The 23,520-nt window shown below is 62.1% G+C and carries 20 protein-coding genes, 1 tRNA gene and 3 pseudogenes; 11 read left to right on the top strand and 13 right to left on the bottom strand.

Annotation, left to right across the window (positions count from 1 at the left end; genetic code table 11):
* Positions 1-94 precede the first annotated feature (94 nt).
* Together XarjCFBP7645_RS21960 and XarjCFBP7645_RS13535 are read left to right on the top strand one after the other, a co-directional pair.
* Positions 95-241 (top strand): annotated as a pseudogene (locus XarjCFBP7645_RS21960) (DUF4236 domain-containing protein); the annotation flags it as partial.
* Positions 242-385: 144 nt separating this feature from the next.
* Positions 386-1,228, top strand: coding sequence for a hypothetical protein (locus XarjCFBP7645_RS13535; RefSeq protein WP_243849075.1), 843 nt, complete (start codon positions 386-388; stop codon positions 1,226-1,228).
* A gap of 25 nt (positions 1,229-1,253) precedes the next feature.
* On the opposite strand, the gene XarjCFBP7645_RS13540 is transcribed toward XarjCFBP7645_RS13535, so the two are convergent.
* Genes XarjCFBP7645_RS13540 through XarjCFBP7645_RS13550 form a run of 3 tightly spaced genes read right to left on the bottom strand, consistent with a single transcriptional unit; the run spans position 1,254 to position 4,672 of the window.
* On the bottom strand, positions 1,254-3,188 hold the full coding sequence (locus tag XarjCFBP7645_RS13540; protein ID WP_104537953.1) for a helix-hairpin-helix domain-containing protein: 1,935 nt from the start codon (positions 3,186-3,188) through the stop codon (positions 1,254-1,256).
* Complete coding sequence (locus XarjCFBP7645_RS13545) at positions 3,189-3,998, bottom strand: PP2C family serine/threonine-protein phosphatase (RefSeq protein WP_055828886.1); 810 nt, start codon at positions 3,996-3,998, stop codon at positions 3,189-3,191.
* Positions 3,998-4,672 carry a vWA domain-containing protein gene (locus XarjCFBP7645_RS13550; RefSeq protein ID WP_104537954.1) on the bottom strand — a complete coding sequence of 225 codons (675 nt, stop codon included), beginning with the start codon at positions 4,670-4,672 and terminating at the stop codon, positions 3,998-4,000. The genes XarjCFBP7645_RS13545 and XarjCFBP7645_RS13550 overlap by 1 nt, the downstream gene beginning before the upstream one ends.
* A 158-nt stretch (positions 4,673-4,830) precedes the next feature.
* On the opposite strand from XarjCFBP7645_RS13550, the gene XarjCFBP7645_RS13555 reads away from it, so the two are divergent.
* Together XarjCFBP7645_RS13555 and XarjCFBP7645_RS21965 are read left to right on the top strand one after the other, a co-directional pair.
* The gene (locus XarjCFBP7645_RS13555) at positions 4,831-5,421 is read left to right on the top strand and encodes a hypothetical protein (RefSeq protein WP_146096342.1); all 591 of its coding nucleotides are present in this window, start codon (positions 4,831-4,833) and stop codon (positions 5,419-5,421) included.
* 8 nt (positions 5,422-5,429) lie between these two features.
* Positions 5,430-5,731 (top strand): annotated as a pseudogene (locus tag XarjCFBP7645_RS21965) (hypothetical protein).
* A 211-nt stretch (positions 5,732-5,942) separates the two neighbouring features.
* On the opposite strand, the gene XarjCFBP7645_RS13560 reads toward XarjCFBP7645_RS21965, so the two are convergent.
* The 6 genes and pseudogenes from XarjCFBP7645_RS13560 to serS all read right to left on the bottom strand — a co-directional run bounded on the left by XarjCFBP7645_RS13560 (position 5,943) and on the right by serS (position 12,837).
* Positions 5,943-6,959, bottom strand: a complete 1,017-nt coding sequence (locus tag XarjCFBP7645_RS13560) for a hypothetical protein (protein WP_104537956.1) — start codon at positions 6,957-6,959, stop codon at positions 5,943-5,945.
* Positions 6,960-7,413: 454 nt separating this feature from the next.
* Positions 7,414-8,161, bottom strand: a pseudogene (locus XarjCFBP7645_RS13565) (site-specific integrase); the annotation flags it as partial.
* Between the two features lie 8 nt (positions 8,162-8,169).
* Positions 8,170-9,639 (bottom strand): site-specific integrase, encoded by a 1,470-nt coding sequence (locus XarjCFBP7645_RS13570; RefSeq protein ID WP_104537957.1) that lies wholly within the window; start codon positions 9,637-9,639, stop codon positions 8,170-8,172.
* Between the two features lie 84 nt (positions 9,640-9,723).
* A tRNA-Ser gene (locus tag XarjCFBP7645_RS13575) sits at positions 9,724-9,813 on the bottom strand.
* 263 nt (positions 9,814-10,076) lie between these two features.
* Positions 10,077-11,093, bottom strand: coding sequence for a LysR family transcriptional regulator (locus XarjCFBP7645_RS13580; RefSeq protein ID WP_016903391.1), 1,017 nt, complete (start codon positions 11,091-11,093; stop codon positions 10,077-10,079).
* 463 nt (positions 11,094-11,556) lie between these two features.
* Positions 11,557-12,837, bottom strand: a complete 1,281-nt coding sequence (gene serS, locus XarjCFBP7645_RS13585) for a serine--tRNA ligase (protein ID WP_104537958.1) — start codon at positions 12,835-12,837, stop codon at positions 11,557-11,559.
* A gap of 111 nt (positions 12,838-12,948) precedes the next feature.
* On the opposite strand from serS, the gene XarjCFBP7645_RS13590 reads away from it, so the two are divergent.
* Both XarjCFBP7645_RS13590 and XarjCFBP7645_RS13595 read left to right on the top strand, forming a co-directional pair.
* Entirely contained in the window at positions 12,949-13,614 is a 666-nt protein-coding gene (locus XarjCFBP7645_RS13590) for an energy transducer TonB (RefSeq protein ID WP_047125563.1), read from the top strand.
* 239 nt (positions 13,615-13,853) lie between these two features.
* Positions 13,854-14,432, top strand: a complete 579-nt coding sequence (locus XarjCFBP7645_RS13595; RefSeq protein WP_080959902.1) for an energy transducer TonB — start codon at positions 13,854-13,856, stop codon at positions 14,430-14,432.
* 157 nt (positions 14,433-14,589) lie between these two features.
* On the opposite strand, the gene aroA is transcribed toward XarjCFBP7645_RS13595, so the two are convergent.
* From aroA to serC, 3 genes are all read right to left on the bottom strand, one after another.
* Positions 14,590-15,903 (bottom strand): 3-phosphoshikimate 1-carboxyvinyltransferase, encoded by a 1,314-nt coding sequence (gene aroA / locus XarjCFBP7645_RS13600; protein ID WP_047125564.1) that lies wholly within the window; start codon positions 15,901-15,903, stop codon positions 14,590-14,592.
* 127 nt (positions 15,904-16,030) lie between these two features.
* The gene (pheA, locus tag XarjCFBP7645_RS13605) at positions 16,031-17,221 is read right to left on the bottom strand and encodes a prephenate dehydratase (protein ID WP_047125565.1); all 1,191 of its coding nucleotides are present in this window, start codon (positions 17,219-17,221) and stop codon (positions 16,031-16,033) included.
* A 66-nt stretch (positions 17,222-17,287) separates the two neighbouring features.
* Entirely contained in the window at positions 17,288-18,373 is a 1,086-nt protein-coding gene (serC, locus tag XarjCFBP7645_RS13610) for a phosphoserine transaminase (RefSeq protein WP_104537960.1), read from the bottom strand.
* Positions 18,374-18,551: 178 nt separating this feature from the next.
* Here serC and msrP point away from each other — a divergent pair, with 178 nt between their 5' ends.
* Both msrP and msrQ read left to right on the top strand, forming a co-directional pair.
* On the top strand, positions 18,552-19,520 hold the full coding sequence (gene msrP / locus XarjCFBP7645_RS13615; RefSeq protein WP_104537961.1) for a protein-methionine-sulfoxide reductase catalytic subunit MsrP: 969 nt from the start codon (positions 18,552-18,554) through the stop codon (positions 19,518-19,520).
* A gap of 136 nt (positions 19,521-19,656) precedes the next feature.
* On the top strand, positions 19,657-20,313 hold the full coding sequence (gene msrQ / locus XarjCFBP7645_RS13620; protein ID WP_104537962.1) for a protein-methionine-sulfoxide reductase heme-binding subunit MsrQ: 657 nt from the start codon (positions 19,657-19,659) through the stop codon (positions 20,311-20,313).
* Here the strand turns inward: msrQ and XarjCFBP7645_RS13625 are convergent.
* On the bottom strand, positions 20,255-21,064 hold the full coding sequence (locus XarjCFBP7645_RS13625; RefSeq protein ID WP_104537963.1) for an FHA domain-containing protein: 810 nt from the start codon (positions 21,062-21,064) through the stop codon (positions 20,255-20,257). The genes msrQ and XarjCFBP7645_RS13625 overlap by 59 nt on opposite strands.
* A gap of 170 nt (positions 21,065-21,234) precedes the next feature.
* Here XarjCFBP7645_RS13625 and XarjCFBP7645_RS13630 point away from each other — a divergent pair, with 170 nt between their 5' ends.
* The 3 genes from XarjCFBP7645_RS13630 to XarjCFBP7645_RS13640 all read left to right on the top strand — a co-directional run bounded on the left by XarjCFBP7645_RS13630 (position 21,235) and on the right by XarjCFBP7645_RS13640 (position 23,495).
* The gene (locus XarjCFBP7645_RS13630; protein WP_102596972.1) at positions 21,235-21,510 is read left to right on the top strand and encodes a polyhydroxyalkanoic acid system family protein; all 276 of its coding nucleotides are present in this window, start codon (positions 21,235-21,237) and stop codon (positions 21,508-21,510) included.
* Positions 21,511-21,703: 193 nt separating this feature from the next.
* Entirely contained in the window at positions 21,704-22,258 is a 555-nt protein-coding gene (locus XarjCFBP7645_RS13635; RefSeq protein WP_104537964.1) for a phasin family protein, read from the top strand.
* A 238-nt stretch (positions 22,259-22,496) separates the two neighbouring features.
* On the top strand, positions 22,497-23,495 hold the full coding sequence (locus XarjCFBP7645_RS13640) for a restriction endonuclease (RefSeq protein ID WP_104537965.1): 999 nt from the start codon (positions 22,497-22,499) through the stop codon (positions 23,493-23,495).
* Positions 23,496-23,520 lie beyond the last annotated feature (25 nt).

Consider the following 23,520-nt stretch of genomic DNA (forward strand, 5'->3'; position numbering starts at 1 on the left):
AAGCGATCAGCATCGCAGTTGCTGGCTCACACGTTGGCCGATGATTGCTTCGTCGCGACTGGTATTTCAGCAGCCTGCTAGGGGGGGCCTGAACATGGGACTTTATCTGCGCAAAAGCGTAAGGGTTGGACCTCTGCGGTTCAACTTGTCGAAGGGCGGGATTGGCGTCTCGGCCGGAATCAAGGGGCTCCGGGTCGGAACTGGTCCGCGGGGTAACTACGTGCACATGGGTGCAGGCGGCATTTACTACCGCGCAACCATCCCTTCGGGAGCCACGCGTCCTCGCCCGGTGTCACCACGCGGTTCCGTCCGTCCCGTGCCTGGTGCCCAGCACTCCCCGTCTTCACCCCCACAATGGCCTGAAATTTCGCGCACGCATGGCCCGATGGTCGACATAGATTCGGCTGACGCGACCACGATTGTGGACTCGTCCTCCCAAGCATTGCTGGAAGAGCTCAATGCAAAGAAGAAGAGATGGCGCATGTGGCCAGGCGTCGCTATGGTTTCGGCGCTGGTGCTTTTGATTGCGACTGGCAACGAAGCCCCGGACTGGGCGCTGGTTATGCTGGCTCTCTTGAGCGTGGGAGGCATTATCGCAGCGCATTTGAAGGACCAACTCCGGAAGACGGTAGTTCTGATGTATGAGCTGGACGAGCCGATGCAGAAGGCATTGGAAGCACTCCACGCAGGAGCCCAAACCATGGCCTCCGCTTATGCCACGTGGCACGTGTCCTCCCACGCCAAGGTCTTCGACCGGAAATACCACGCTGGGGCTGGAACCCTTGTTAAGCGCAAGCCGACGCGCTTTGCCTCAGCACCGCCCCCATTTGTCAAAACGAACATCAAGACCATCGCCGTCAATGTCGGAACCCAGGCACTCCATTTTTTCCCGGACCGTGTTCTGATCTACGACGCGAATGGCGTTGGCGCGGTGGGCTACAAAGAGCTACAGGTGCTGGTGTCATCCACTCGCTTTATTGAGGATGGCAGCGTTCCGCGTGATGCAACGGTTGTGGATCGGACATGGCGTTACGTCAATAAGAAAGGAGGCCCTGACCGCCGCTTCAAGGACAATCGGGAGCTGCCGGTATGCCAATACGAAGAGGTCGCCCTGCGCAGCGACACCGGCCTCAACGAGCTACTACAGATTTCTCGTCTGGGATCAGCCGCTGGGTTCGCCTCAGCCATTGAGGGCCTATCCCGAGTCATGCCTAGAGAGCTGCCCTAGCGATCGCCTCTGTCAGCAATGACTTTTAAAGAACCCCGGCAGCCCTAGCGTCTGCTGTCCTCTGTGAGAAATCTTCCACCGCGGCACTCATGGCTTCCTCTAAAGACCTGCGACGAGCCATCGCGGCCTGTCGCATCTGGAGAATGGCACTGCGGCCGGCCACCAGGTCTGCCTCGATTTGGGCCTTTCTTGCTTGAATGGTTCGATCTAAATCCGCGACCTGCCTGGGATCGATTGCTGAGTTCGGGTTGAAGTGGAATCGTGCTTCTTTTTCCTGTCGCCACTTCATAAGGCGGTCGGTCAGCGCGGGCCCAAACCCCGGAACGTTTAGAACCGCATTGCGATTCACATCTGCTGCCGTCTCGATGCCAAACGATTCCAGCATGACTTTCTTCGCCGCCCCGATGCCCGGAATAGTGGCTCGCTCAATCTCGAACTGATCCAAGAACTGTTTGCGTGCGATCTGTTCGCGATTGTTGGACAGCGCTCGATAACGCCTTTCTCGTTCCGCATGCAGACCGGCATGCTCATCCCGCAGCGGACGAAGCTGATTCTGCTTCGCTTGAAGCTGAGTGTCCGCTTGCTCTTGCTTCCATCGAGCGACGAGCCCGTCGTATTGGGCTTTCGCTTGCTTATAGCCGGACGCCAGTGGTGCAAAGTCCGAACGGCCACGGCTGTTGACCCACGCGCCCATCGCCCACCCCAGACACGCCCACACGGGGGCTAGCACCGCAGAAAGCGCGATGCCAAGCACCACAATAAGCAGCCCCACCAGCCACCCGGTCGTTTTCCAGAAGGTGTGCCTGCGGCCCAATGCTTGAATCTGGGGATTGGCAGGCACTACCTTCACCTGTGGCAGCGCATGCATGGGTGGCAACACTGCTGTCGTGATATCTCGCCAAATCGCATCCAGGTTGAAGGGACCGGAGGCCAGCTTGGGGATGACGACCGCTGCACCGCCAAAGAGCGAAATCCCGGCGCGTTCAATTGGACACCATGGGCACTCAGCCAGCCCATTGAAATAGGAATGGGACGGCCTGGAAGAACACCGTTTGAAGTGCTGCTCCAGCTTCGTCAGGGCCTGGACCCAGTCTTCTGCCTTGGGCCGCCCGCCCGGCTTGGCCCCCTCGATGCCAAAGGCCTTTTCCCAGAGGTCTGCAACCCAAGGCGATGCCGCGGCCGGCGAGGCACTCAATGGCGGGGGCTTCATGCGGGTGCGCGCAGTGTCTTTGCCGTAGGCGTAGCGGAACTCAGGGATCGCCTTCTCGATTGGCATGTCGCCCGGCCCGCTGTATCGGCCAGCAAAGGGATGCCGACCGTTCATGAGCATCTGAAAAATCAGGACGGCCAAGCCGAAGTTGTCGTGGTTGGCGGTTCGCGTGACTTGTTTGAAGGCCTTTCCGTGGAGCTCGGGCGGTGTGAAGTCCTGGACGCCGACCTCACAGAGGAAGGTGCGCCCTTGATGCGAAATCTGGAAGCTGTCTGTGTCGATCAGCTTCACGGTCGCATCCGGTGACACCCGCACACCGCCGTGATTGACGTCCCCAACCAAGTGACCTGCTTGGTGGATAACCGAGAATGCTCGCGCAGTGTTCAAGGCGGCACGAACCACTAGCCTCCAGTCTGCCTGGGGAAAGTCCGCCAAGCGGCTTTTGGGGCTGTAGAGCTTATGAATGTCCTTCGATGCGCGAAGGTTGGCCATCACAAAGCCACAGACCTTGCCATCGGATTGCCGCAGCACGTCAGTAGGCCAGGCAGTGAGCTGATCCAGCGCAGCGGTCCGAAGGGCAGCCATGGCCACCAGCTTGTCGGCTCTCTCACTGCTTACCGCAGCCAAATAGATTTTGGCAGCCGAGTCCGGCCTCCCCTCGACCTCGAAGACCGTTCCCTCTCCCCCTTTGCCCAGTTGCTTTCCCAGCCGAACCGGTCCGGATTTACCAACCAGAGCAGGTGAAACCACTTAGGCGTCCTCTACTGACGCCGGTGCGTCTGGTAGCTTCGCCAGCCGACTGGCAAGCAGGAGCGTCTTGTCGTCGTCCGTCCGCTCGCAGATCACCGGCGAGGCAAGATAAGCTTCCAGCTTGGAGGACAATTCTTCGCTGTAGCCCGGGCTTTCCAACGCGCGAACGGGAGCAAATATTTTGTCGAAGAAAGGCGAATGAACGCTTTGCGTGGCCTGGTGGAGCACCAATGCTTCGATGCCATCGGTGAACACCGCGACCTCATCCACCGCGCCCACATTGCAGGAGAACTCCGCGTTCAACACGGCAGCCGGATCGGTGACGAAGACGGTCGTGTTTATGTATTCCCCGTGCTGGGGCCAAAACACATAGGCCCAATCATCGCCGCGAGGGCGAATAACAATGGCCCCGTCGCCCACCTGGAAGAAGCATGCATGCGTCGGGGAGACGATGGCCGCCACCAACGTGCAGGCATACTCTCTGACCTCCAACCCGTCGGCCACAGCCCTGTGCGCAATACGGGTCGTAACGCCGGCGAGCCAGTTCAAGACAACGTCCCGCGTTATCTCTTCGACGCCATGGCCGTCTTCAAAGTGGTTGCGCACACAGTCCCGAATCTCCGACGTCGCCAGCTTCGCACCGGTCTCTGATTGAGATGCACTTCCCGCACCATCCGACGCCACCAAGAGCACGGTGCCGTGCTCTGGAAAGAATTCCTGTTCATAGGCGTCCTGGCAGTCCGTTCCAAACTTGATGTGGGAGGTGCCAATGGATGAGGCCGCAACGACGCGCCAATCCTGGAGATCCATTACACGCTGGCCCAGCCGTCCGGGGCTGCGGGGTTGACCAGGGGCACATTATCTCCAGGGGTCGAACGGGACACCGCGCTCATGGAGTTGGACAGCCACTTGAAGAGTTCCTTGAACTGGAGCCCCTTCAGATGCAGCGGTGCGCGCGTCGAGATTTGGCCGAGGATGTCCATGTCTGCCCCCTGCACGCCAACCGCGAAAAACTGGAAATTCTTCGTTGCCTCCCCTTCCCGGACCAAAGCTGCAGCGCGTTGCCATGCGTCGGTCGGCGAACCATCGGTGATGAGAAACACCCAAGGTCGGTAGTAGGAAACGCCGTTGGCTTTGTAGATCTCCTTGCGTTGCCGAACCATCTCCAAGCCTTGCTCAATCGCTGCGCCCATCGGGGTGTCCCCAGTGCACGACAGCACGGGAGGATAAAAGCTCTCTGCCGTGACAAAGTCCATCACGGTCTGGACCGGACCGAAGGTGACAATGGCGACCTCCACCCGCTTGGCAGCGAGCGAGTCCGAGTTCAGTTCTTCCTGAAACTGCAGCAGGCCAGCGTTGAGCTGCTCGATGGGCTTGCCGCCCATGGAACCTGATGTGTCCAGCAGAAGTAGGCACGCGCACCGGTTCTCGGGGTTTTCGGCAAAATCGCTGGCGCCGAAAGGCACCTGTTCAAAATCGTTCATTACGCTGGATCTCCCTGTCCATTGGCTTGAAGCGACATCATAGCTCTGACAATCAACCCAATCTATGATGGGCCATGGCCACTCGCGCTGCTCCTTCCTCATTACCAGCTTGGGCACCGCAAAACGCTGCGGATTGGGCTCCCTTAGCTGTTTCTTCAGTGATCATCTTGACCATGACGGTAGCGCTAGCGCTCCGCACCGCTGATGTAGAGCGCGCACCAGATAAGACGACAGTAGAAACAACAGCGAACTCATCAGTGACGCCCCCGTTGAATGCAGGAACCCCTGCTTTTTCGACCGAGCGCGTTGGTTCCCTAAGGCTGGTGCCCACCACTCAGCTGCCGCCGGTAAAGCAACCCCTGCAGGCCGACGAGCGATGCCCTCTGTCGTCGCTGCCCAACCCATCCCCTGAGGCCAAGGCGGCTATCAATACGGGCTGGCACGTCAGTGCGGACATGACGTTCAAAGGATTTCGCTTAGTCATGGTAGACGCCGGCGCGAAGAAGGCTTCCGCTGGCTGCGTGGCCATTGGAGCCAGCGCTTTGGTATTCAATGCCCACGGCCTCATTGCCATTGCTTACGACCGAAACGCCAAACAGTCGTCCAGGTTGAGTTCGTTAACCATTACGGAATCTGGTGCCTTACAGCTCGGAGCCTTGAAAGGACCACTTGCCGAGGTCAGGGCCAGTGACCAGCAGATCGCTCTCAAGTCGATAGCCACGAACAAGTCGAAACGAGCTTCGCGGTGATGCAAGGCATGCCCGCTATCTCGCCATACCGCTATCGCGCAGCATGCCCCCCGAACCGGCAGCCCTGCCTGCTCTTCCTGGGTCCGCTCGGCTTCATCGTTGGGCCGCTCATGGCTCGGCGAGGACTGAGGAGGGCGGAGCGGCTCTATCCGCAGGAGGCCTGCGATGCTCGGCGGCGCGACCAGGGCTTCAGCTGGGCACAGTGGTGGGTGATGACCCCGCTGACCGTGATGGGAGCTTTTGGGTCACCTCGGTGCTGAGTGGCCTTCCCATGGTGCTACTGGTGTTGTGGTTGCAGCTAACACGGTGAGTTCTTCTAAGCATCCTGCTCTTCCCGGGCCGTTAGGCTTCATCGTCCGGCCGCTGCTTGCCCGGCGAGGCCTGAGGAAGGCGAAGCGCCCTTACCGGCAGAACCACGAAATGCTGACCAGGCATTTTTCAGCCAAAGAACCATCGCCGCCTTAGAATTGAGCTGATTTAGGGGGAAACATGAAATTACTGAAGCTACAAGATAGAGCTAATCAGGCAATTTTTTGAATTAACCATTTCCTTAGCCATCGAACCAACCCTTTATCGACACGCTCCGTCTCCAAGGGAATTACGTGCAGTGGGGCCGCGCCTTGATTAGTGGACTCAGGCAATGGAGTTTCAATTACTTTGCTTTTCAAGTCCTTATCATAGCGCGTTATTGAAGATATATTTTCAAGCTTCAAGAATATTTCACTTGGCTGCGCGCCTACACTGCTCTTTGCACCTTGTTTAAAGGCTTCATCGTCCACCGGATATTTGTAAGTAAAAATTACCTTTAAGGTATCTTTATCTCTATATCCACTCAGAACTGGCGATACTCCGAAATTTTCCAGGGGGCTCGACACCTCCGACATTGATCCGATCGCGGTGACAAAACCGACGTAGACCTTCCTATCCTCCATGGTCACCATGATAGGTATTGAACCAGTTAAGGATTGAACCAGAACACTCGCAATTGGATGATGCTTTATAGAATCTTTCGCAAGAAAATTACCAAACTTAGACTTCAGAATTCCGCGAGCTTTAGCCTTAAGGGGAGTCGTCAGCGGCGCATTTTCAACTAATTCTTCCCCCAGAGTTTCTTCATAAGCGCCTTTTCTAAGGAAAAATTTAAAAATGTAATATTTATAGGAGAAGAACGCGAACACATATGGCATTACACATGTGAGGCAACCGACCAGAATAAAAAAAGAGAATACTTGAGCTTTAAGAGTGAGGGACGGATCGACGCTAAAGATGAGAGCAGCTGACCTTTGCAGCAAATCTAAATTAGTAGCAGCACAATTTTTTGAAATTGGAATGCATAGCGGAATACTTAAGCCACTAGTCGCCCAAGCAAATACAGAAATGATGGCAAAGGCAGCACCAAAACATTTAAGCCCTTGGTATGCAGCCAAAAAATATAAAAGCTGCCCCCCATATCGGTGCAGCCTCGAAAATACAAACCTGTCGTTCAAACAAACCAGATAGCCACTAACCAGAAGTGGCAATATGAGAAGTAACCCCATCCTTGGCCCACAAGAATTACTCTACTAAATGTCGAGTTTGCTCAGATAGCTCACTCAACTCTTTTTTCAAGTCTCTAGGATCCACATAAAAGGCCCCGTCGGACATGCGTATCACCTTCTCAGATCTGAGCGATCGAATAGCCAACCGATCTTGATCCGAAAGCTTAGGCCTAAAAAATCTAGAAATCTAAACATATTAAACCCTCCTTCACAGATCAAATATAGCACAAAACCTCTGATTTGCAAATTTTCCGTAAAACAACTCCATACCTAAGCGCACGGAGCGGTGAGCTAACAATGGCAAGTTGAACACGCTATATCTGGCCTACTCAATAGTCTTACGTTGAACCACTTTCAATGAATGTCCGATTTCTGCACGCCTTGTCTCTATGGTCACCCCGGGTCATTTGAGGAAATCTTAAGGCTTCAACTTTTGTGAAAATTGCACGTGGCTTTAATTAGGGAGTGAGACAGTGGGCTGAAACCGAGCGAGCGTCGCCACCCGGTCCGGCAAGCTCCGCCGATCAACGTAGAACTTCTCCAACACGGTTTGTCTAGTCCATGCCCCGTGAGGGCTCCAATCGCCGATGCAGACACTCCCGCCTCGTCCAGCTTTGAAGCGATGGTGTGGCGGAACCCGTGGAACCCCTGCCCCTTGTCCGGCACTCCTTGCCGCTTGACGTAGACGGAAAACTGGCGGCTCAGCTGCCGTCCGTAACCTAGCCCCGTCGAATTGGGCAGGTTAGGGAGCAGGCGATCTAGCCCTGCCTGCCGGGCCTCTTTCACGTAATCCAGGGAGCCGCAATCGATCACCGGTTGGGCCAGCGGGACGAAGCGGCGACTGTTCTTGTTCTTGACGCTCTTCCCCTTGCTGCCCTGGCGCACGAAGAAGCCGGGCACCCCGTCGATGGTCTTGATGTCGTCCAATCGGAGCTGCCCAATCTCATTGACCCGAGCCCCCGAGTAGAGCCCGAGTATCGACCCAAACCAGCCATGCGGATACTTCGACGCACTTCGGAAACTCCACCGGGTCAAAGATCGCCTTCAACTCGGCGTCCGTGAAAGGCGAGCCGATGTCTTCCGAATCAGGCGTAGAAATCGCCCGGAGGCCCGCCAACGGATTCACCGCCAAGTGTTTGCCCTCAACCAATGAGACTAGGAAGACGCTCAACCGTTGCCGGTGCTTGGGCCATCGTCCACGCGGGCGATGTCATCGGAGGCCCCAAACAAGGGACGTTATACCTGGTGAATGCGCACCGAGTCCGCCTAGCTTCTCCACCGCTGTGAAATAACGACTATAGGTCGAATGATGCTCATCATCGATCTCATGCCCCACGATCTGGGCGCGCAGTTCCGACACCACGCCCGCACCCTGCAACTCTTGGATAAACGTTTTTCGGAGGGAGTGGAAGCCGCGCTTAGCGGGCTCCCAATCCTTTCCAACGTCAGCTAGGTGCCGACTGAATGCTTTGGTGATCCAGTTGCCTTGTCCATTGACCGCCGTGGCCTTGGCAGCAGGGAATAGCCTCGTTTCACTTGCCTTGCGCTTTGCATCTACCCAACCCAGGAAGCCCATCTTGAGGAGCTCGGGATGGAGGGGCACCGTGCGGAGGCTCACTTCGGTCTTGACCTTCTGGTGCTCGCCGTCGTCCGAAATACGGATGCAAAGAATGCCGTCCTCTTCTAACACATCCTTGACCAGAAGCTGCCCCACTTCCGAGGCCCTGGCCCCCGTAAAAAGTCCAATGAGCGAGGCCCAGCGAGCCGATTCGGGCAGTTTGGCCAGCGCCTCAGGAGCGAAAAGCGCCTGGATCTGCGCCCGATCGTAGGCCTTGAAGCCAAGCTTCTTCCTCGCACGCTTCTCGCGCTGGGAGTAGCTCACATGACCGCTTGCCGGGTTGTCGCCACGGGGGTAGTGCCCCGACGCCATGGCCCATTCGAAAAATCCTCCCTTGCCTCCGATGTAGCTCTGCTTGTTGGTGAGCGTCGGAGTGGAAGCTCCCTTTCCCCGCATGTCTTGATACCACCGTGCCAAATCCGACCGGGTGATGGCATGGACCTTCATTGTCGGTCCCAGAAACGACACCAACGCCTCAATGGCGGTTTTCTTGATGGTGTAGGTCTTGGGCAGCGTCGAGCCCTTGAGTGTCGCCAGAAAGGCGTCACGGGCTTTGCCCAGCGTCATCGTTTCGATGGCCGGCGCAGATGACTGCCTACTTGGGCCAGCATGCGTTGAGCCAAACATGGTTGGCACGGCAACCGGGTGGGCCCGAGCCTGCAAGGCAGCGCCGGCCATCGCTTCCAACTCCATGAGCTGCCGATACAGCTTCAAGTCCTTCGGGCTGTCGATCTGCCACTGCTCCGTCACCGTGCCATCCGGCTGGCGGGTGCGGTTGAGCGTCAGGTCCTGAAGATTTTCTGCGCTCGTCAAACGCGCAATGAGCAGATCCGCGTCCGACTTGCTGAGCTTGGTCACGCGTTGATCCTTCAACTGTGCGAAGAGCCGAGCATAGCCCGCCCCCAGCACGACCGCACGCACGTGGGCCTGTGCCAAGTCCTTCGTTTGCAGGGTGCGTTTGATAAGCCGGCAGCCCATCACGGTTTGCAAATCGACGGGCACACGTTGGACGAACGACCAGCGGCCGGTGGACGACCGGCTCAGATGATGAGGGATGCGCATGCGAGTTTTTCCTCTGCATGCTTCCTGCCTCCAATCAATTCGCCTAAAAAAATTAGTGATTAAAATCAATAACTTAGACGTGACTGGCGGAGAGAGTGGGATTCGAACCCACGGAAGGTTTGACCCTTCGCCGGTTTTCAAGACCGGTGCCTTAAACCGCTCGGCCATCTCTCCGATGCTGCTTTGCGTGATCGCCGACGACATCGGGTGATCAGGCTTGCGCCTCGCGCGGAACGCTGTCGATGGACACCGCTTTGCGCGGTGCCCTCTACCCAGGGTTACTCCCGGGCGCGCATTCTCGCATGCCCGGGCGCTCTTTGCTAAGCGCCGCCGTCTACCGAGTCACAAGACTGCGCGGGACGGTTTCACTCCGCCGCCTCAAGCAACGTTGCTAAGCGACATCGCGCTGCACCGAAGTCGACGAGCAGACGTAGCGCTTAGCCGGCTTCGGCTACGGCCAGGCGCGGTGCGGTCGCGGCCGCACGCTTGAGCTTCTCGGCCAGCTCGGCGCAATTGCCGCCGCAATCCAGACGCGAGCGCTCGATTTCCTGCGGCAGGTGTTCGGCCAGGAAGTCGATGAACACGCGCACCGCCGGCAACAGGCCGCGACGCGAGGCGAACACGGCATGGCAGATGCCCTGCGGCAGCGACCAGTGCGGCAGCACCACTTCCAGCTCGCCGCTGCGCACTGCCTGGGCGCACACGGTTTCCGGCAGCATGGTGATGCCGAAGCCATCGCGCGCCATCGACTGCAGCAGCGGAAAATCGAAACCGGCCAGACGCGGCTGCAGGTCCACGCGGCGCATCTCGCCGTTGGGGCCGTGCAGTTCCCAGCGCTGATGCGCTTCGTCCTCGCTGGTGCTCATGGTGGTGTGGTTGGCCAGCTCGCTCGGGTCCTTGGGGCGGCCGGCGCGGTCCAGATACTTGGGGCTAGCCACCAGCAACTCCTGCACTTGGCCGAAGCTGCGCATCACCAGGCTGCCGTCGTCGTCCAGGCGCGAGCGCACACGCAGCGCGATGTCGTAGCCCTCGTTGATGACGTCGACGCGGCGATTGCTGATGTTGAGTTGCAGCCGCACCTTGGGATACTTGGCCAGAAACTCCGGCAACAGCTTGGGCAACTGGATCTGCGCCAGCGAGACCGGAACGCTCACGCGCACAAGGCCACGCGGCTCGGCACTGAGACGATCCACCACTTCGCGCGCGGCCTGGGCTTCGGCCAGCATGGTCTGCGCGTGCCGATGCACGCTGGTGCCGACGTCGGTGACCGCAAAGCGGCGCGTGGAGCGCTGCAACAGGCGCACGCCCAGGTCGGTTTCGAGCTGGCTGATACGGCGGCTCAGGCGCGATTTGGGGATCCCGAGCGCACGCTCGGCCGCAGCAAAGCCGCCGTGGTCCACCACCATCGCGAAGTAGTACAGGTCATTCAGGTCGTGCATGGCGCATGCATCCATGGATAGAACGATAAGTTACATTTAATCACCTTTATTCCAACAGAGCAACGACCTGATACATCAGAAATGTAGTTTCGCGCAGCCGAACATCGGACTTCTGCGTGCTGAGCTGCATCGTTTTCGCCATGGCAACGCGCAGCGCCCAACGCTGAGGGTGGCAGGTAGCGCTTGCTAGATCTGCCTGGGTCGTCCGGGCGATACAGCAGGCCGTCCACCATGGAAATGCAAACGGGGCCAGTGCTGGCCCCGTTTCAGATCAATGCTTTCAGCTGCTACACCACCGCAACTTGGGCAGCTGAGCGGCCGCGCCAGCAGCATGCTCAATAAGCTGACGAGCGTAAACGAAGCAGGCGGTCGCCAGTCGAGGCTGCCTGCCTCCCGGAATCAAAAATGAAAATGCACGCCCATTTCAGGCATCGGCCGCGCCCGCCTGGACGCTGCGCAGCCGGTGCCTTGGCCGCTCTTATCCGATCCGCTCGAGCCCGCCCATGTACGGACGCAGCACTTCGGGCACATCGATCGAGCCATCGGCATTCTGGTAGTTCTCCATCACCGCGATCATTGCGCGGCCCACCGCGGTGCCCGAGCCGTTGAGCGTGTGCAGCAGCTCCGGCTTGCCGCTGGCCGGATTGCGCCAGCGCGCCTGCATGCGCCGCGCCTGGAAATCGCCGCAGTTCGAGCACGACGAAATCTCGCGATAGGTGTCCTGCGACGGCAGCCACACTTCCAGATCGTAGGTCTTGATCGCAGAGAAGCCCATGTCGCCGGTGCACAGCAGCACCTTGCGATACGGCAGGCCAAGTTTCTCGAGCACCACTTCGGCACAGCGGGTCATGCGCTGATGTTCGACGTCGCTGTGTTCCGGCGCGCAGGCGGTGACCAGCTCGACTTTTTCGAACTGGTGCTGGCGGATCATGCCGCGCGTGTCGCGGCCACCGCTGCCGGCTTCGGCGCGGAAGCACATGGAATGTGCGGTCATGCGCAGCGGCAGACGTTCAGCATCGATGATTTCGTCGCGCACGATATTGGTCAGTGGTACTTCGGAGGTGGGGATCAGATAGCGGCGCGACTCGCCCACTTCGGTCTGAAACAGATCGTCCTCGAACTTGGGCAGTTGCCCGGTGCCACGCATCGACTCGGCATTGACCAGCAGCGGCACGTTGGTTTCTTCGTAGCCATGCTCGCCCACATGCAGGTCGAGCATGAATTGCGCCAGCGCGCGGTGCAGCCGCGCGACCGGCCCACGCAACACGGTGAAGCGCGCACCCGACAACTTGGCGGCGGTCTCGCCGTCCAGCCAGCCGTGCGGCGCGCCGAGTTCCACATGGTCCTTGACCGGGAAGTCGAACTGGCGCGGCGTCCCCCAGCGCGACTGCTCGACGTTCTCGCTCTCGTCCTTGCCCTGCGGCACAGCGTCGGCCGGCAGATTGGGCAGGCCCAGGGCGATGGTCTCCAGCTTGGCGCGAATCACCTCCAGCGCTTCTTCGGAGGCCTTGAGCTCATCGCCGAAACCGGCCACTTCGGCCATCAGCGCAGTGACATCCTCGCCCTTGGCCTTGGCCTGCCCGATCGCCTTGGACTTGGAATTGCGCTGACTCTGCAGTTCCTGCGTACGCACCTGGATGCGCTTGCGCTCGCTTTCCAGCGACTCCAGTTCCGCAGTGTCCAGGGAGAAACTGCGCGTGCTGCGCAGGCGCTCGGCAAGGTCGGCGGGATGTTGACGAAGCAGGGCCGGATCTAGCATCGGGAGTCTGTGTGTCGGTAGGAAGCGCGAGATTATCGCCTGTTCCGCCACCTGCTGCGATCGATTCACCGCCGCTATGCCAGAATTGGCCCGATCCTTCAGGTGAGCCCTATGCCCGCGCCCCGCCCTGCGTCCGATCGTCAGATCGTCCTGCGTCTGCCCCGCCACACCCTGAAAATTGCCGGTATCGCCTTCGTCGCCGGCCTGTTGCTGTTCCTGCTGGTGTGGGCCACCGGCCGCAAGGACGACTTCTACAAGGCCTCGCCGGCCCAACCGGCTGCAGGTGCGCAGGCCGACGACAACATCCAGCCGCTGCCCGCGCCGCTGCCGGCTCAGGACGGCGCCAGCGACATACCGCAGGCCAAACCACCGGAAGAAACCCCGACACTGGTGGAAACTGCACCGCCAGCCCCGCCCGCGCCGACGCCCTTGCCGGAGGACGCGGTTGCCGGTGCGCCGAGCAATGCAGCACCGGCGAACGCCGCGGCGGTCGCAGGCGGAGATCGCCCGGTGCCGATGCAGGGCCAGATGCCGCCGCCGCGCTATCCGTCGGCCGCATTGCGTCGCGGCGATGCCGGCGATGTGGTGGTGCGGGTGGACGTGGACGCAGCAGGCAATCCGGGCGGCGTGACGCTGGTCCAACGCAGCGGCTCGCGCGATCTGGATCGCGCCGCGATGGAGGCGGTGCGTCACTGGCGCTTCCATCCGGCCCAGCGCAACGGCCAGCCGGTTGCCGGCAGTCTGGATATCCCGTTCGAGTTCAAGCCGGCGCAGTAAACCCGGCCGATAAGCCGCGTCGTGCGCACCGCAGACCAACGACGGCCAAACTGCCGCAATCGACGAACATCACTGCGCATTAATCGGACAAAGCGGGTCGAACCAGACCTTGACTCGGCTTGACCAAGCTGAATGTCTACCGCCGTTTAAACCTTCCTGAGTGCCCTGCCTTAGCTGGGCCTCAGGCAAGGCCGACCAGACTGACCACGTCATCCCAAAGATGTGCCAGGAGGCCGGCCATGTCCTTCATCTCCAATCCCTCTTCACATCCCACGCAGGCGTTACCGCATCGGCCCGCGCACGCTGACGACCGCGTGCGTGACGACACTGCCGACGGTGCCTCGCCATGGCTGTGGGCGACACTGCTGGCGGTACTGGTAGTACTGCCGACCTGGTGGTGGGCCCGACACAGCGACGAATCGTTTGCGACCGACACGCGTCCCGTGCCTGCAGCCAGCCGCCAGATCCTGCCGACCTCGGAGGGCGCGCGTGCGATGACCATGATCGCGCACCCACCCGCACGCGCGCCGATCAGCACCCAGGAGGCGATTCCGCTGCCGGGCAATGCGATGCCGAAGTATCCGTCGGACATCGCGCAGGCCGGGATCGAAGGCCGCCGCACCGCGCGCCTGCAACTGGATGTGCAAGGCCAGGTGAGCGATGTGACCATCGTCGATCGCAGCGGCAGCAACGACCTGCGCCTGGACGCAGCGGTGATGGATAGCTTGCGCCAGTGGCGTTTCGAGCCGGCCACCCGCGATGGGCATGCCGTCGTCAGCAGCGTGCAGGTGCCGGTGGAGTTCACCGCAGAGCGCTAAGTGGGATCATCGACAAGCTGGATCGCAGCATCGCTGCGCTGGCTGCAATGCGGCATTCGAGCGTCGACCGCCAGGCGTTACTCAGCCACCACGATTTGGTCGAGCAGTCCTCATCCGCTGAGGACTGCATGCTTTTCTACCGAAGCTGTCTCGTTATTCAGGCCGTTTCAAGCCCGAAACCGGCACCCCGCGCCAAGCTATCAAAGCCCGGGAACGAGGTTGCGACATTGGCCACGTCGTTGACCCGCACGCTGCCGGTAGACAGCTGCCCGGCAATGGCAAACGCCATCGCAATGCGGTGGTCACCATGGCTTTCGATCACACCGCTGCCGATGCTGCCGCCATGAATGGTCGCGCCATCCGGGGTTTCGTCCACCTGCACCCCCAGCGCGCGCAGCCCGGTGGCCATGGCCGCAAGGCGGTCGGATTCCTTGACCCGCAGTTCGGCAGCGCCGGTAACCACCGTCTGCCCGGTTGCGGCAGCGGCAGCCACGAACAGCGCCGGGAATTCGTCGATCATGTCCGGCACCAGCGCTTCGGGAATCTGCGCGCCCTGCAATGGCGCATAGCGCACGCGCAGATCGGCCACCGGCTCGCCGCCATGTTCGGCATGACGTTCTTCGGCGATATCCGCGCCCATCAGCCGCAATGCCGCGAGCAACCCGGTGCGACGTGGATTCAGGCCCACCGCCCGCAGCAGCACGTCCGAGCCGGGAATGATGCTGGCTGCCACGATGAAGAACGCGGCCGACGAAAAATCGGCAGGCACTGCAATATCGGTCGCACGCAGACGCTGACCACCGCGTAGCCGCGCCTTGCCGGGCGAGAAATCGATCTCCACGCCGAACGCGGACAGCATGCGCTCGGTGTAATCGCGCGTGGGGTGCGGCTCGCTGACCGAGGTCTCGCCCTGCGCATACAGGCCTGCCAGCAGCACTGCGGATTTGACCTGCGCGCTGGCGACCGGCGAGACGAAGTCGATGCCATGCAAGGTCTGACCGCCGCGCACACGCAGCGGCGGCGTGCCGTCGTCTTCCGTGTCGATGCGCGCGCCCATCTGTGCCAGCGGGCCGGTCACGCGCCGCATCGGGCGCTTGGACAGCGACGCATCACCGACCAACTCGCTGTCGAAACGCTGCGCCGCCAGCAGGCCGGCAAGCAGACGCATGCCGGTGCCGGCGTTGCCACAGTCCAGCGCCTGGCTGGGCGGCTGCAGGCCATCCACGCCGACGCCATGCACGATGCGCTGCGACGCCGACGGCGTGTCGATGCGCACACCGAGCTGGGCGAAAATGGCTGCGGTGGAGCGCGTGTCTTCGCCCTCGAGAAAGCCGTCGATCTGCGACACGCCATCGGCCAGCGCGGCAAACATCACCGCGCGGTGCGAAACCGACTTGTCGCCGGGAATGGCCAGGCTGCCCTGCAATGCGCTGCCCTGTCGGGCGATCCAGTGGTGCGTGCTGCTGCTCATGCGTGTGATCCGGTTGCTGCGGCATCGCCAGGTTTGGTGATGCGTGTTGAAGAGTGTGGTGGCGCTGCCGTCACCTCGGCCGGTGACGGCGCGCCAGTTGGGACCGCGCTGGCGGGACGCCCTGCGCTCAGGGGATGGCGACCGGGTAGGAGCCCAGCACCTTGATCTGCGCCGAGTGCGCTTCCAGTTCGGCCAGCGCCTGCTTCATCGCCTCGTCTTCCACGTGGCCGGCCAGGTCGATGAAGAAGCCGTATTCCCACTTGGCCTGATGCGAGGGACGCGACTCGATGCGGTTCATGCTGATGCCATGCCGCGCGAACGGGCTGAGCACGTCGAACAACGCACCCGGCTTGTCGTGGATGAACACCAGCACCGAGGTGCGGTCATGCCCGGAGGTAGGGAAGATCTGCCGGCCGATCACCAGAAACCGCGTGGTGTTGTCGTCGTCGTCTTCGATCGACTTCATGATGACTTTCTTCAGGCCATACACATGCGCGGCACTCTCGCCACCGATCGCCGCGGCATCTTCGGCATTGCGCGCGCGGCGTGCGCCTTCGGCATTGCTGGAGACGGCGATCTTCTCCACTTTTGGCAAGTGCGAACGCAGCCAACCGGCGGTCTGCGCAAACGACTGCGAATGCGCATAGATGCGCTCGATGTCTTCCAGCCGGCCGTTGCGCGAGAGCAGGTACTGGTGCACGCGCAGCTCGACTTCACCGCAGATTTTCAGGTTGGAGGTCAGGAACATGTCCAGGGTGACCTGGATGGTGCCTTGTCCGGAATTCTCCACTGGCACCACGCCGAAATCGGCATTGCCGGCTTCCACTTCCTGGAACACTTCCTCGATGGTGGCCATCGGCAGGCCGACTGCCGAACGGCCGAAATGCTTTAGCACCGCCTGCTGGCTGAAGGTACCTTCCGGGCCGAGATAGCCGATCTTCAGCGGCTCCTGCTGGGCCAGGCATGCGGACATGATTTCGCGATACACGTGCACCAGCACTTCATCGCTGAGCGGGCCTTCGTTGCGGTCCACCACCATGCGCAGCACCTGCGCCTCGCGCTCGGGCCGGTAGTAATCCACCGCCGCAGCGAGCTTGCCCTTGGCCTTGCCGACCTGATGGGCGAAGTTGGCACGTTCGGCGATCAACGCCTGGATGGTGCGGTCGATCTCGTCGATCTTGGCGCGCACATCGGCCAGCACCGGCGCAGCCGTGGCAGGCTTGGTCGCGCCTTTGTCAGCGGAGTTGGCCGCGGACTTGCCTGCCGGTTTGGTCTTGCCGCCGTTGGCGGCACTGGGCTTGCTGGACTTGGGAGCCATTGCTCGGCATTCCTTGAAATTACGGCGCATGCGCCTGCGCGGCATGCGCCGCGGTCGAATGAAGATTCAGCCGTGACGCTGCTGGAAGTCGTGCATGAAACGCGCCAGCGCCTGCGCGCCCGCCACCGGCATCGCGTTGTAGAGCGAAGCGCGAATGCCGCCGACCGCCTTGTGCCCCTTCAGCGCCAGCAGACCGGCCGCCCTGGATTCGCTGACGAACAACGCATCCAGCTGCTCGTCGGCAAGGAAGAACGGGATGTTCATGCGCGAGCGCACCGCCGGCTTGACCAGATTGCGGTAGAAACCGCCGGAGCCATCGATCGCGCCATAGATCAGCGCGGCCTTTTCGGCGTTGCGGCGGGCGAACTCCTGCACCCCGCCCTGCTCCAGCATCCACTTCACGGTGAGTCCGAGCAGATACCAGTTCCAGGTCGGCGGCGTGTTGAGCATCGAATCGCGGGCGGCATGCGAGGCATAGTTGAAAATGTCCGCACGCGGCTGGCCGGCGCGTTCGAGCAGGTCGCGCCGCACGATCAGCACGGAGATACCCACCGGGCCCAGATTCTTCTGCGCGCCGGCGTAGATCAGCCCGTAGCGCGATACATCCAGCGGTTCGGAGGCGATCGACGAACTGAAATCGGCAAACAGCGGCAACGTGCCCACGGCCGGCGTGTCGCGGAACTCGACGCCGTGGATGGTCTCGTTGGCGGTGATGTGCACATAGGCCGAGTGCGGGGACAAGGTCCAACCAGACACCGGCGGAATGTCGGTGAAGCCGCCCGCCTGCCCGTCTGCGGCGATGCGCGCATCCACATAGGTGGCCGCCTGCTTGATCGCGGTCTTGCCCCAGTGGCCGGTGATCACGTAGTCGGCAGCCTGGCCGGGTGCGGCGAAATTCAGCGGCAGCAGCGCCTGGATGGTGGTGGCGCCACCGGCGGTGAACAGCACCGCGTAGTCGTCGGGAATCGACAACAGGGTGCGCAGGTCGGCTTCGGCCGCGGCCGCCACGGCCATGAAATCGCCGCTGCGGTGGCTGATTTCCACGATCGAGGCGCCGACGCCGTTCCACTCGACCATCTCTGTCTGCGCCTGCCGCAGGACCGATTCCGGCAATGTCGCAGGGCCGGCACTGAAATTGAACGCGCGTGTCATGGCACACCTTGTCGAGCTAGCCTTCTAGTATGCCGCAGCGCACCGGCCTTGGCAGCGTTGCAGAAAAGTTGCATGTGCATCCTTCTCATCGGCGTCGACGTATGGTCTGGTTGGATCATCGGCAGCGCCATCACCGTGGTCCGCTATTCTCATCAGCAGCCACTGTCAGGAGCGAGCCATGTCCCTTCGCGATGTCTTGAAGACGCCGTCCAGCGAGATCACCGATGAGGCCGTCTACCGCGACCGACGCCGGCTGCTGCAGCTGTTTGCCCTGACCCCGGCGCTGGGCATGGCCGGCTGCGCCGAGGCCGATCCGCCGCCCCCGCCCAAGACCGTGGTGACCCCGGCGCAGGCGCGCAGCGGCTTCCGTACCGCCGAGGAACTGACCCGGCTGGAAGACGTCACCAGCTACAACAACTTCTACGAGTTCGGCACCGACAAGACCGACCCGTCCAAGGCCGCCAAGACCCTGAAGCTGTCGCCGTGGTCGGTGAAGGTCAGCGGCGAGTGCGAAAGGCCCGGCAGCCTGTCGCTGGACGAGTTGCTCAAGGGCATCAGCGCGCAAGAACGCATCTACCGGCTGCGCTGCGTGGAAGGCTGGTCGATGGTGATCCCCTGGACGGGCGTGCCACTGGGCGAGGTGCTCAAGCGCTTCGCGCCGACCTCCAAGGCCAAGTATGTGGCGTTCACCACGCTGGCCGATCCCCAGCAGATGCCGGGCGTGCGCTACCGTTCGATCAATTGGCCGTATCGGGAAGGCCTGCGCATCGACGAAGCGATGCATCCACTGACCCTGCTGGCCACCGGCCTGTACGGCAAGCCGCTGCCGCAGCAGAACGGCGCGCCGCTGCGGCTGGTGGTGCCGTGGAAGTACGGCTTCAAGAGCATCAAGTCGATCGTGGAGATCCGCTTTGTCGAGAAGATGCCCGAGACCGCGTGGCACGATCTGCAGCCCTCCGAATACGGCTTCTTTTCCAACGTCAATCCGGCGGTAGATCATCCACGCTGGAGCCAGAAGACCGAGCGCCGTATCGCCGGCACAGCCAGCAAGCTGTTCGCCGAACGCGTCGCGACCACGCCGTTCAACGGCTACGCGGACCAGGTCGCCTCGCTGTATGCGGGCATGGACCTGAAGAAGTGGTTCTAGGCAACACACAATCTGATATCGACCTGTCGTAGGAGCGCACCTGGGCGCGACTGGCTTTGCTGGCCATGCCAGTCGCGCCCAGGTGCGCTCCTACGTTTCATGCCCGCGCGGCATCGCTTCCTTACTTCGAGATCGCATGGCCAAGACCTCCGCATCCCTGATCGCCGCCAAGACCCTGGTGCATGTCGCCGCGCTGACGCCGATCGCCCTGCTCGGCTGGCAGTTCTGGCAGGTATGGCAAACCGGCAGCGACGCGCTGGGCGCCGATCCGGTGGCCGAGATCGAGCACCGCACCGGGTTGTGGGCGCTGCGCTTGCTGTTGATCACCCTGGCGATCACGCCATTGCGCCAGCTCACCGGCCAGGCGACGTTGATCCGCTTCCGGCGCATGCTGGGGCTGTACGCGTTCTTCTACGCCAGCGTGCATCTGGCGGCCTACCTGAGCCTGGATCTGCGCGGCTTCTGGACGCAGATCTTCGAGGAGATCCTCAAGCGTCCCTACATCACGGTGGGCTTTGCGGCATGGCTGCTGCTGGTGCCGCTGGCGATCACCTCGACCCAGGGCTGGATGCGGCGGCTCAAGCGCAACTGGAGCCGCCTGCACATGCTGATCTACCCGATCGGGCTGCTGGCGGTACTGCATTTCTGGTGGCTGGTGAAATCCGACATCCGCGAACCGGCGCTGTATGCCGGCATTCTGGCGCTGCTGCTGGGCTGGCGGATCTGGAAGAAACTCAGCGCGCGCCGAACCACAGCAAGGCGCTCAACGCTGCCGCCAGCAACACTGCGCTGAGCAGCAGCCATGGCCAGCGCGCGACCTTGACCGGCGCACGCGCCGGTTCGCCAGGCGCGCGTGATGGCGGCAACGGCTCCGGCTCGGGGATGTCCCAGGTGGTGCCGTGATGGATGCGCGGCACTTCCACGACAAAGCGGTGGCGGGCATCGAACACGACCTGGTCGCCGGCCTGCAGCCAGCCGTCGCGCACCTGCACGCCGTTGATCCAGCTGCCTTCTTCCGAGCCCAGATCGCGGATCAGCACGCGGTCGCCGTGGCGTTCCAGACGTGCATGCTGGGCGGCAAAGGCCGGGTCGTCGATGACGATGTCTGCCGCCGGGTCGCTGCCGACCAGGCGCGAGCGGTCCAGCGTGAAGCTACGCCCATGATGGCGTCCGCCCAGCCCGCGCAACAGCAGGCACACCTCGCTCAGGCCGGCATCGTCGTCTGCAGCATCGTTGGCCGGCGCGCTCGACGGCGCACTGCGCAGGAGCATCTCCACGCCGTCGGCATAGATGGCGTCGCCGGGGCGCAGCAGCGCCATGCGCCGTACCGGACGTCCGTTGACGTGGATGCCGCGGATCCCGTTGGCCACCTGCAGCCACAGCCCGCGCTGATCCAGGCAAAACTGCGCCAACAGCAGCGCGCCCTGCGCATCGGCAACCACCCGCACGCTGCCGGAGGCATGGCGGACGATCCGGTGGACGCCGGGTTTGAGGGAATGATCCGGCTGCTGCCGGTGGGTGAAATGAACTTGCAGATCGCGCACCCGCCGCAGACTAGCAGGTTTGCCACGCGCAGCGGCCAACAACGACCGGCGTCCAGCCGACGTGTGCCCATACCGAGGCGTCGTCGCTGCCCGCCCCGCGTGCGCCGCACTTGGAGCCGGGCCCGCGCATGCGCACAATGCGCGCTCCTTTCGTCTTTCCCATGGAACCCATGTCCAGCATCGATATCCGCCACGACCATGCCTTGTCGCCGGCCCAGGCCCGCGCAGCGATCGACGCGGCGGCACGCAAGTTGACCGATCGCTACGGCGTCGCCTCGCATTGGGAAGGCGATACCTTGCGCATCGCGCGGGCCGGCGTGGATGGGGCGATCGCCCTGCTGCCGCAGCAGGTCCATGTCACCGCCGAGCTCGGCTTCCTGTTGTCGGCGATGCAACCGATGGTGGAATCGGAGATCCGCCGCCTACTGGCCGAAAAACTCGCCTGAGCATGCGGTGCCGTTGGTCCGGGGTGCCGTTGGTCCGGGTCGCCCGACCATGCCTGGCCGCGCCGGTGCTTCAGCGACAAGTCACCCGCGCAGCCCATCGCAGGCGGATGCTCTGAGGGTGCTTCACCTGCCCGATGCAGTGCCGGGACTAGGGTGAAGGCAACGTCACTTTGGCAACCCACAGGAGCATTCCATGACGACCGGATACGATCAGAACGGCAAGCGCGACGACGCAGCGCACGGCTTCCAGGCGCAGGCGGAACAGATTTCGCGCCGGCTCGGCGAATCGGCGCAGACGGTGTGGCTGGCCGGGCTCGGTGCACTGGGACGGGTGCAGAGCGAGGGTGGCAAGTTGTTCGATTCGCTGGTGCGCGAAGGCGCGGCGTACGAGCGCAGCGGCCAGCGCAAGGCGGCCGAAAGCGTCGATGAGCTGCGCGAAGAGGTGGAAACCCAGTTCGAGCAGGCGCGTGACACCGCCGTACGTGGCTGGGACAAGCTGGGCAAGGCCTTCGACGAACGCGTCAAGGGCGTGCTGCGCACGCTCAACATTCCCGAGCAGGACGAACTGGAAAACCTGCGTCGCGAGGTGGAATCGCTCAAGGCCCAGGTGCGCGCCAACACCGCCGCGACCAAGCGCGCCAACCGCACCGCCAATCAGGCGGCGCAGGCCGCCAGCAGCGACACCACTGGTGCAGGCCCCGCCAGCGGCAGCTCTGGTCCGACCGGCACTGCGTTCGATGATGAATAAGCCAGCTCGACAATGTTGCAAAGCAGCATGATTTTTTAGACAATCGGGAAGGACCCGCCAGTCCTGTAACACGAAGTCCGTTTGCTCCCCTCCCCTCACGGCTTCGGACTGGCGGGTCTTTCGCTATCTGGATCACAGCTCGTGCCATCGCCGCCCGCGATCCATTGACGGACCTGCCGCGAAAGATTCTTCTAGGCGTACCGCTCCGTCACACGTGCCATACCTTCGCTTGATGCTCATGCCTTCCTGGATTGTGGCGCTTGTGGCTTTCCTGCTGCTCTGGCTGGGGGTGTGCGCCTATGTGTGGCTGGTGCGCCGCCGCGCCGACGAAACCAGTGAAGGCGTGCGTGCGCTGGCGGCAATGCACTGGCGCGACTTTTCCGCCGTGGTGCTGCGCGTGCTGCAGGATCAGCGCGGCTGGCAACCCACCCAGGCGCCCCAGGACGGCCTGCCGACGGCTGACTTCATGATGCAGACCGAGCAAGGCACGCGCCTGGTGGCCTGCAAGCACGGGCGTGGCTACCGCATCGGCGTGGCAGCGGTGAACGAATTGGGCGCGATGGCGCGACTGGCCGGCGCAGGTGGCGGCGTGATGGTGACCGAGGGGCGCATGCAACGCGAAGGGTTGGCAGCCGCCGAAAAACAGTCCATCGAAGTGCTGGATGGCGTGCGTCTGTGGCCCTTGCTCAAACCGTATCTGCCGGGCGATGTGGAAACCGGCGTGGTCGGCATGGCGCGCCGTCGCGCGATCCTTCACAGCCTCATTGCCGGTGCAGCACTGGCGACCCTGGCGCTGGCTGCGGGGCTAGCCTTGCAACCGACAGAGCCGCCTGCGCCCACGCAGCAAGCAGCGGGGGTGGCTGCTCCACGCGTTGCCGCAGCGGTCGCTGCGCCACCTTCACCGCAGGGCACAGGCTCGCCGCAGGCAGCGCCGCCATCAGCCGCGTTGCCTGCACCGACACCACTGACAGCCGGCGCCGAACCGGATGCGGCGACCATGCAGGGCTATCAGCGCGAGGTGTCCAAGGCACTGGCACAGACACCCGGTCTGGTGCGCGGTATCTGGATCACCCAGGCGACGCTGGCGGTCGATCGCTCGGTTGACGATGCGGCGGCGTGGCCGTTGATCTGCCGCGAACTGCAGCGCTACCCATACCTGCGCACCGTGCGTGTGCAGCTCAATCCGCGCCCCGGCGTGGACGAACCGGTACGCTGGCGGCAGTGCACGACGATCTGATCCGCGCATCGAGCCATACGCTGCC

Source organism: Xanthomonas arboricola (assembly GCF_002940665.1).
GTDB classification, from domain to species: Bacteria; Pseudomonadota; Gammaproteobacteria; order Xanthomonadales; family Xanthomonadaceae; genus Xanthomonas; species Xanthomonas arboricola_B.

Excerpts from the sequence above, each read along its gene's own strand:
- XarjCFBP7645_RS13535 (WP_243849075.1), top strand. The coding sequence starts at position 386 with ATGGTCGACATAGATTCGGCTGACGCGACCACGATTGTGGACTCGTCC.
- XarjCFBP7645_RS13545 (WP_055828886.1), bottom strand. The coding sequence starts at position 3,998 with ATGGATCTCCAGGATTGGCGCGTCGTTGCGGCCTCATCCATTGGCACC.
- XarjCFBP7645_RS13550 (WP_104537954.1), bottom strand. The coding sequence starts at position 4,672 with ATGAACGATTTTGAACAGGTGCCTTTCGGCGCCAGCGATTTTGCCGAA.
- XarjCFBP7645_RS13560 (WP_104537956.1), bottom strand. The coding sequence starts at position 6,959 with ATGGGGTTACTTCTCATATTGCCACTTCTGGTTAGTGGCTATCTGGTT.
- XarjCFBP7645_RS13570 (WP_104537957.1), bottom strand. The coding sequence starts at position 9,639 with ATGCGCATCCCTCATCATCTGAGCCGGTCGTCCACCGGCCGCTGGTCG.
- XarjCFBP7645_RS13580 (WP_016903391.1), bottom strand. The coding sequence starts at position 11,093 with ATGGATGCATGCGCCATGCACGACCTGAATGACCTGTACTACTTCGCG.
- serS (WP_104537958.1), bottom strand. The coding sequence starts at position 12,837 with ATGCTAGATCCGGCCCTGCTTCGTCAACATCCCGCCGACCTTGCCGAG.
- XarjCFBP7645_RS13590 (WP_047125563.1), top strand. The coding sequence starts at position 12,949 with ATGCCCGCGCCCCGCCCTGCGTCCGATCGTCAGATCGTCCTGCGTCTG.
- XarjCFBP7645_RS13595 (WP_080959902.1), top strand. The coding sequence starts at position 13,854 with ATGTCCTTCATCTCCAATCCCTCTTCACATCCCACGCAGGCGTTACCG.
- aroA (WP_047125564.1), bottom strand. The coding sequence starts at position 15,903 with ATGAGCAGCAGCACGCACCACTGGATCGCCCGACAGGGCAGCGCATTG.
- pheA (WP_047125565.1), bottom strand. The coding sequence starts at position 17,221 with ATGGCTCCCAAGTCCAGCAAGCCCAGTGCCGCCAACGGCGGCAAGACC.
- serC (WP_104537960.1), bottom strand. The coding sequence starts at position 18,373 with ATGACACGCGCGTTCAATTTCAGTGCCGGCCCTGCGACATTGCCGGAA.
- msrP (WP_104537961.1), top strand. The coding sequence starts at position 18,552 with ATGTCCCTTCGCGATGTCTTGAAGACGCCGTCCAGCGAGATCACCGAT.
- msrQ (WP_104537962.1), top strand. The coding sequence starts at position 19,657 with ATGGCCAAGACCTCCGCATCCCTGATCGCCGCCAAGACCCTGGTGCAT.
- XarjCFBP7645_RS13630 (WP_102596972.1), top strand. The coding sequence starts at position 21,235 with ATGTCCAGCATCGATATCCGCCACGACCATGCCTTGTCGCCGGCCCAG.
- XarjCFBP7645_RS13635 (WP_104537964.1), top strand. The coding sequence starts at position 21,704 with ATGACGACCGGATACGATCAGAACGGCAAGCGCGACGACGCAGCGCAC.
- XarjCFBP7645_RS13640 (WP_104537965.1), top strand. The coding sequence starts at position 22,497 with ATGCCTTCCTGGATTGTGGCGCTTGTGGCTTTCCTGCTGCTCTGGCTG.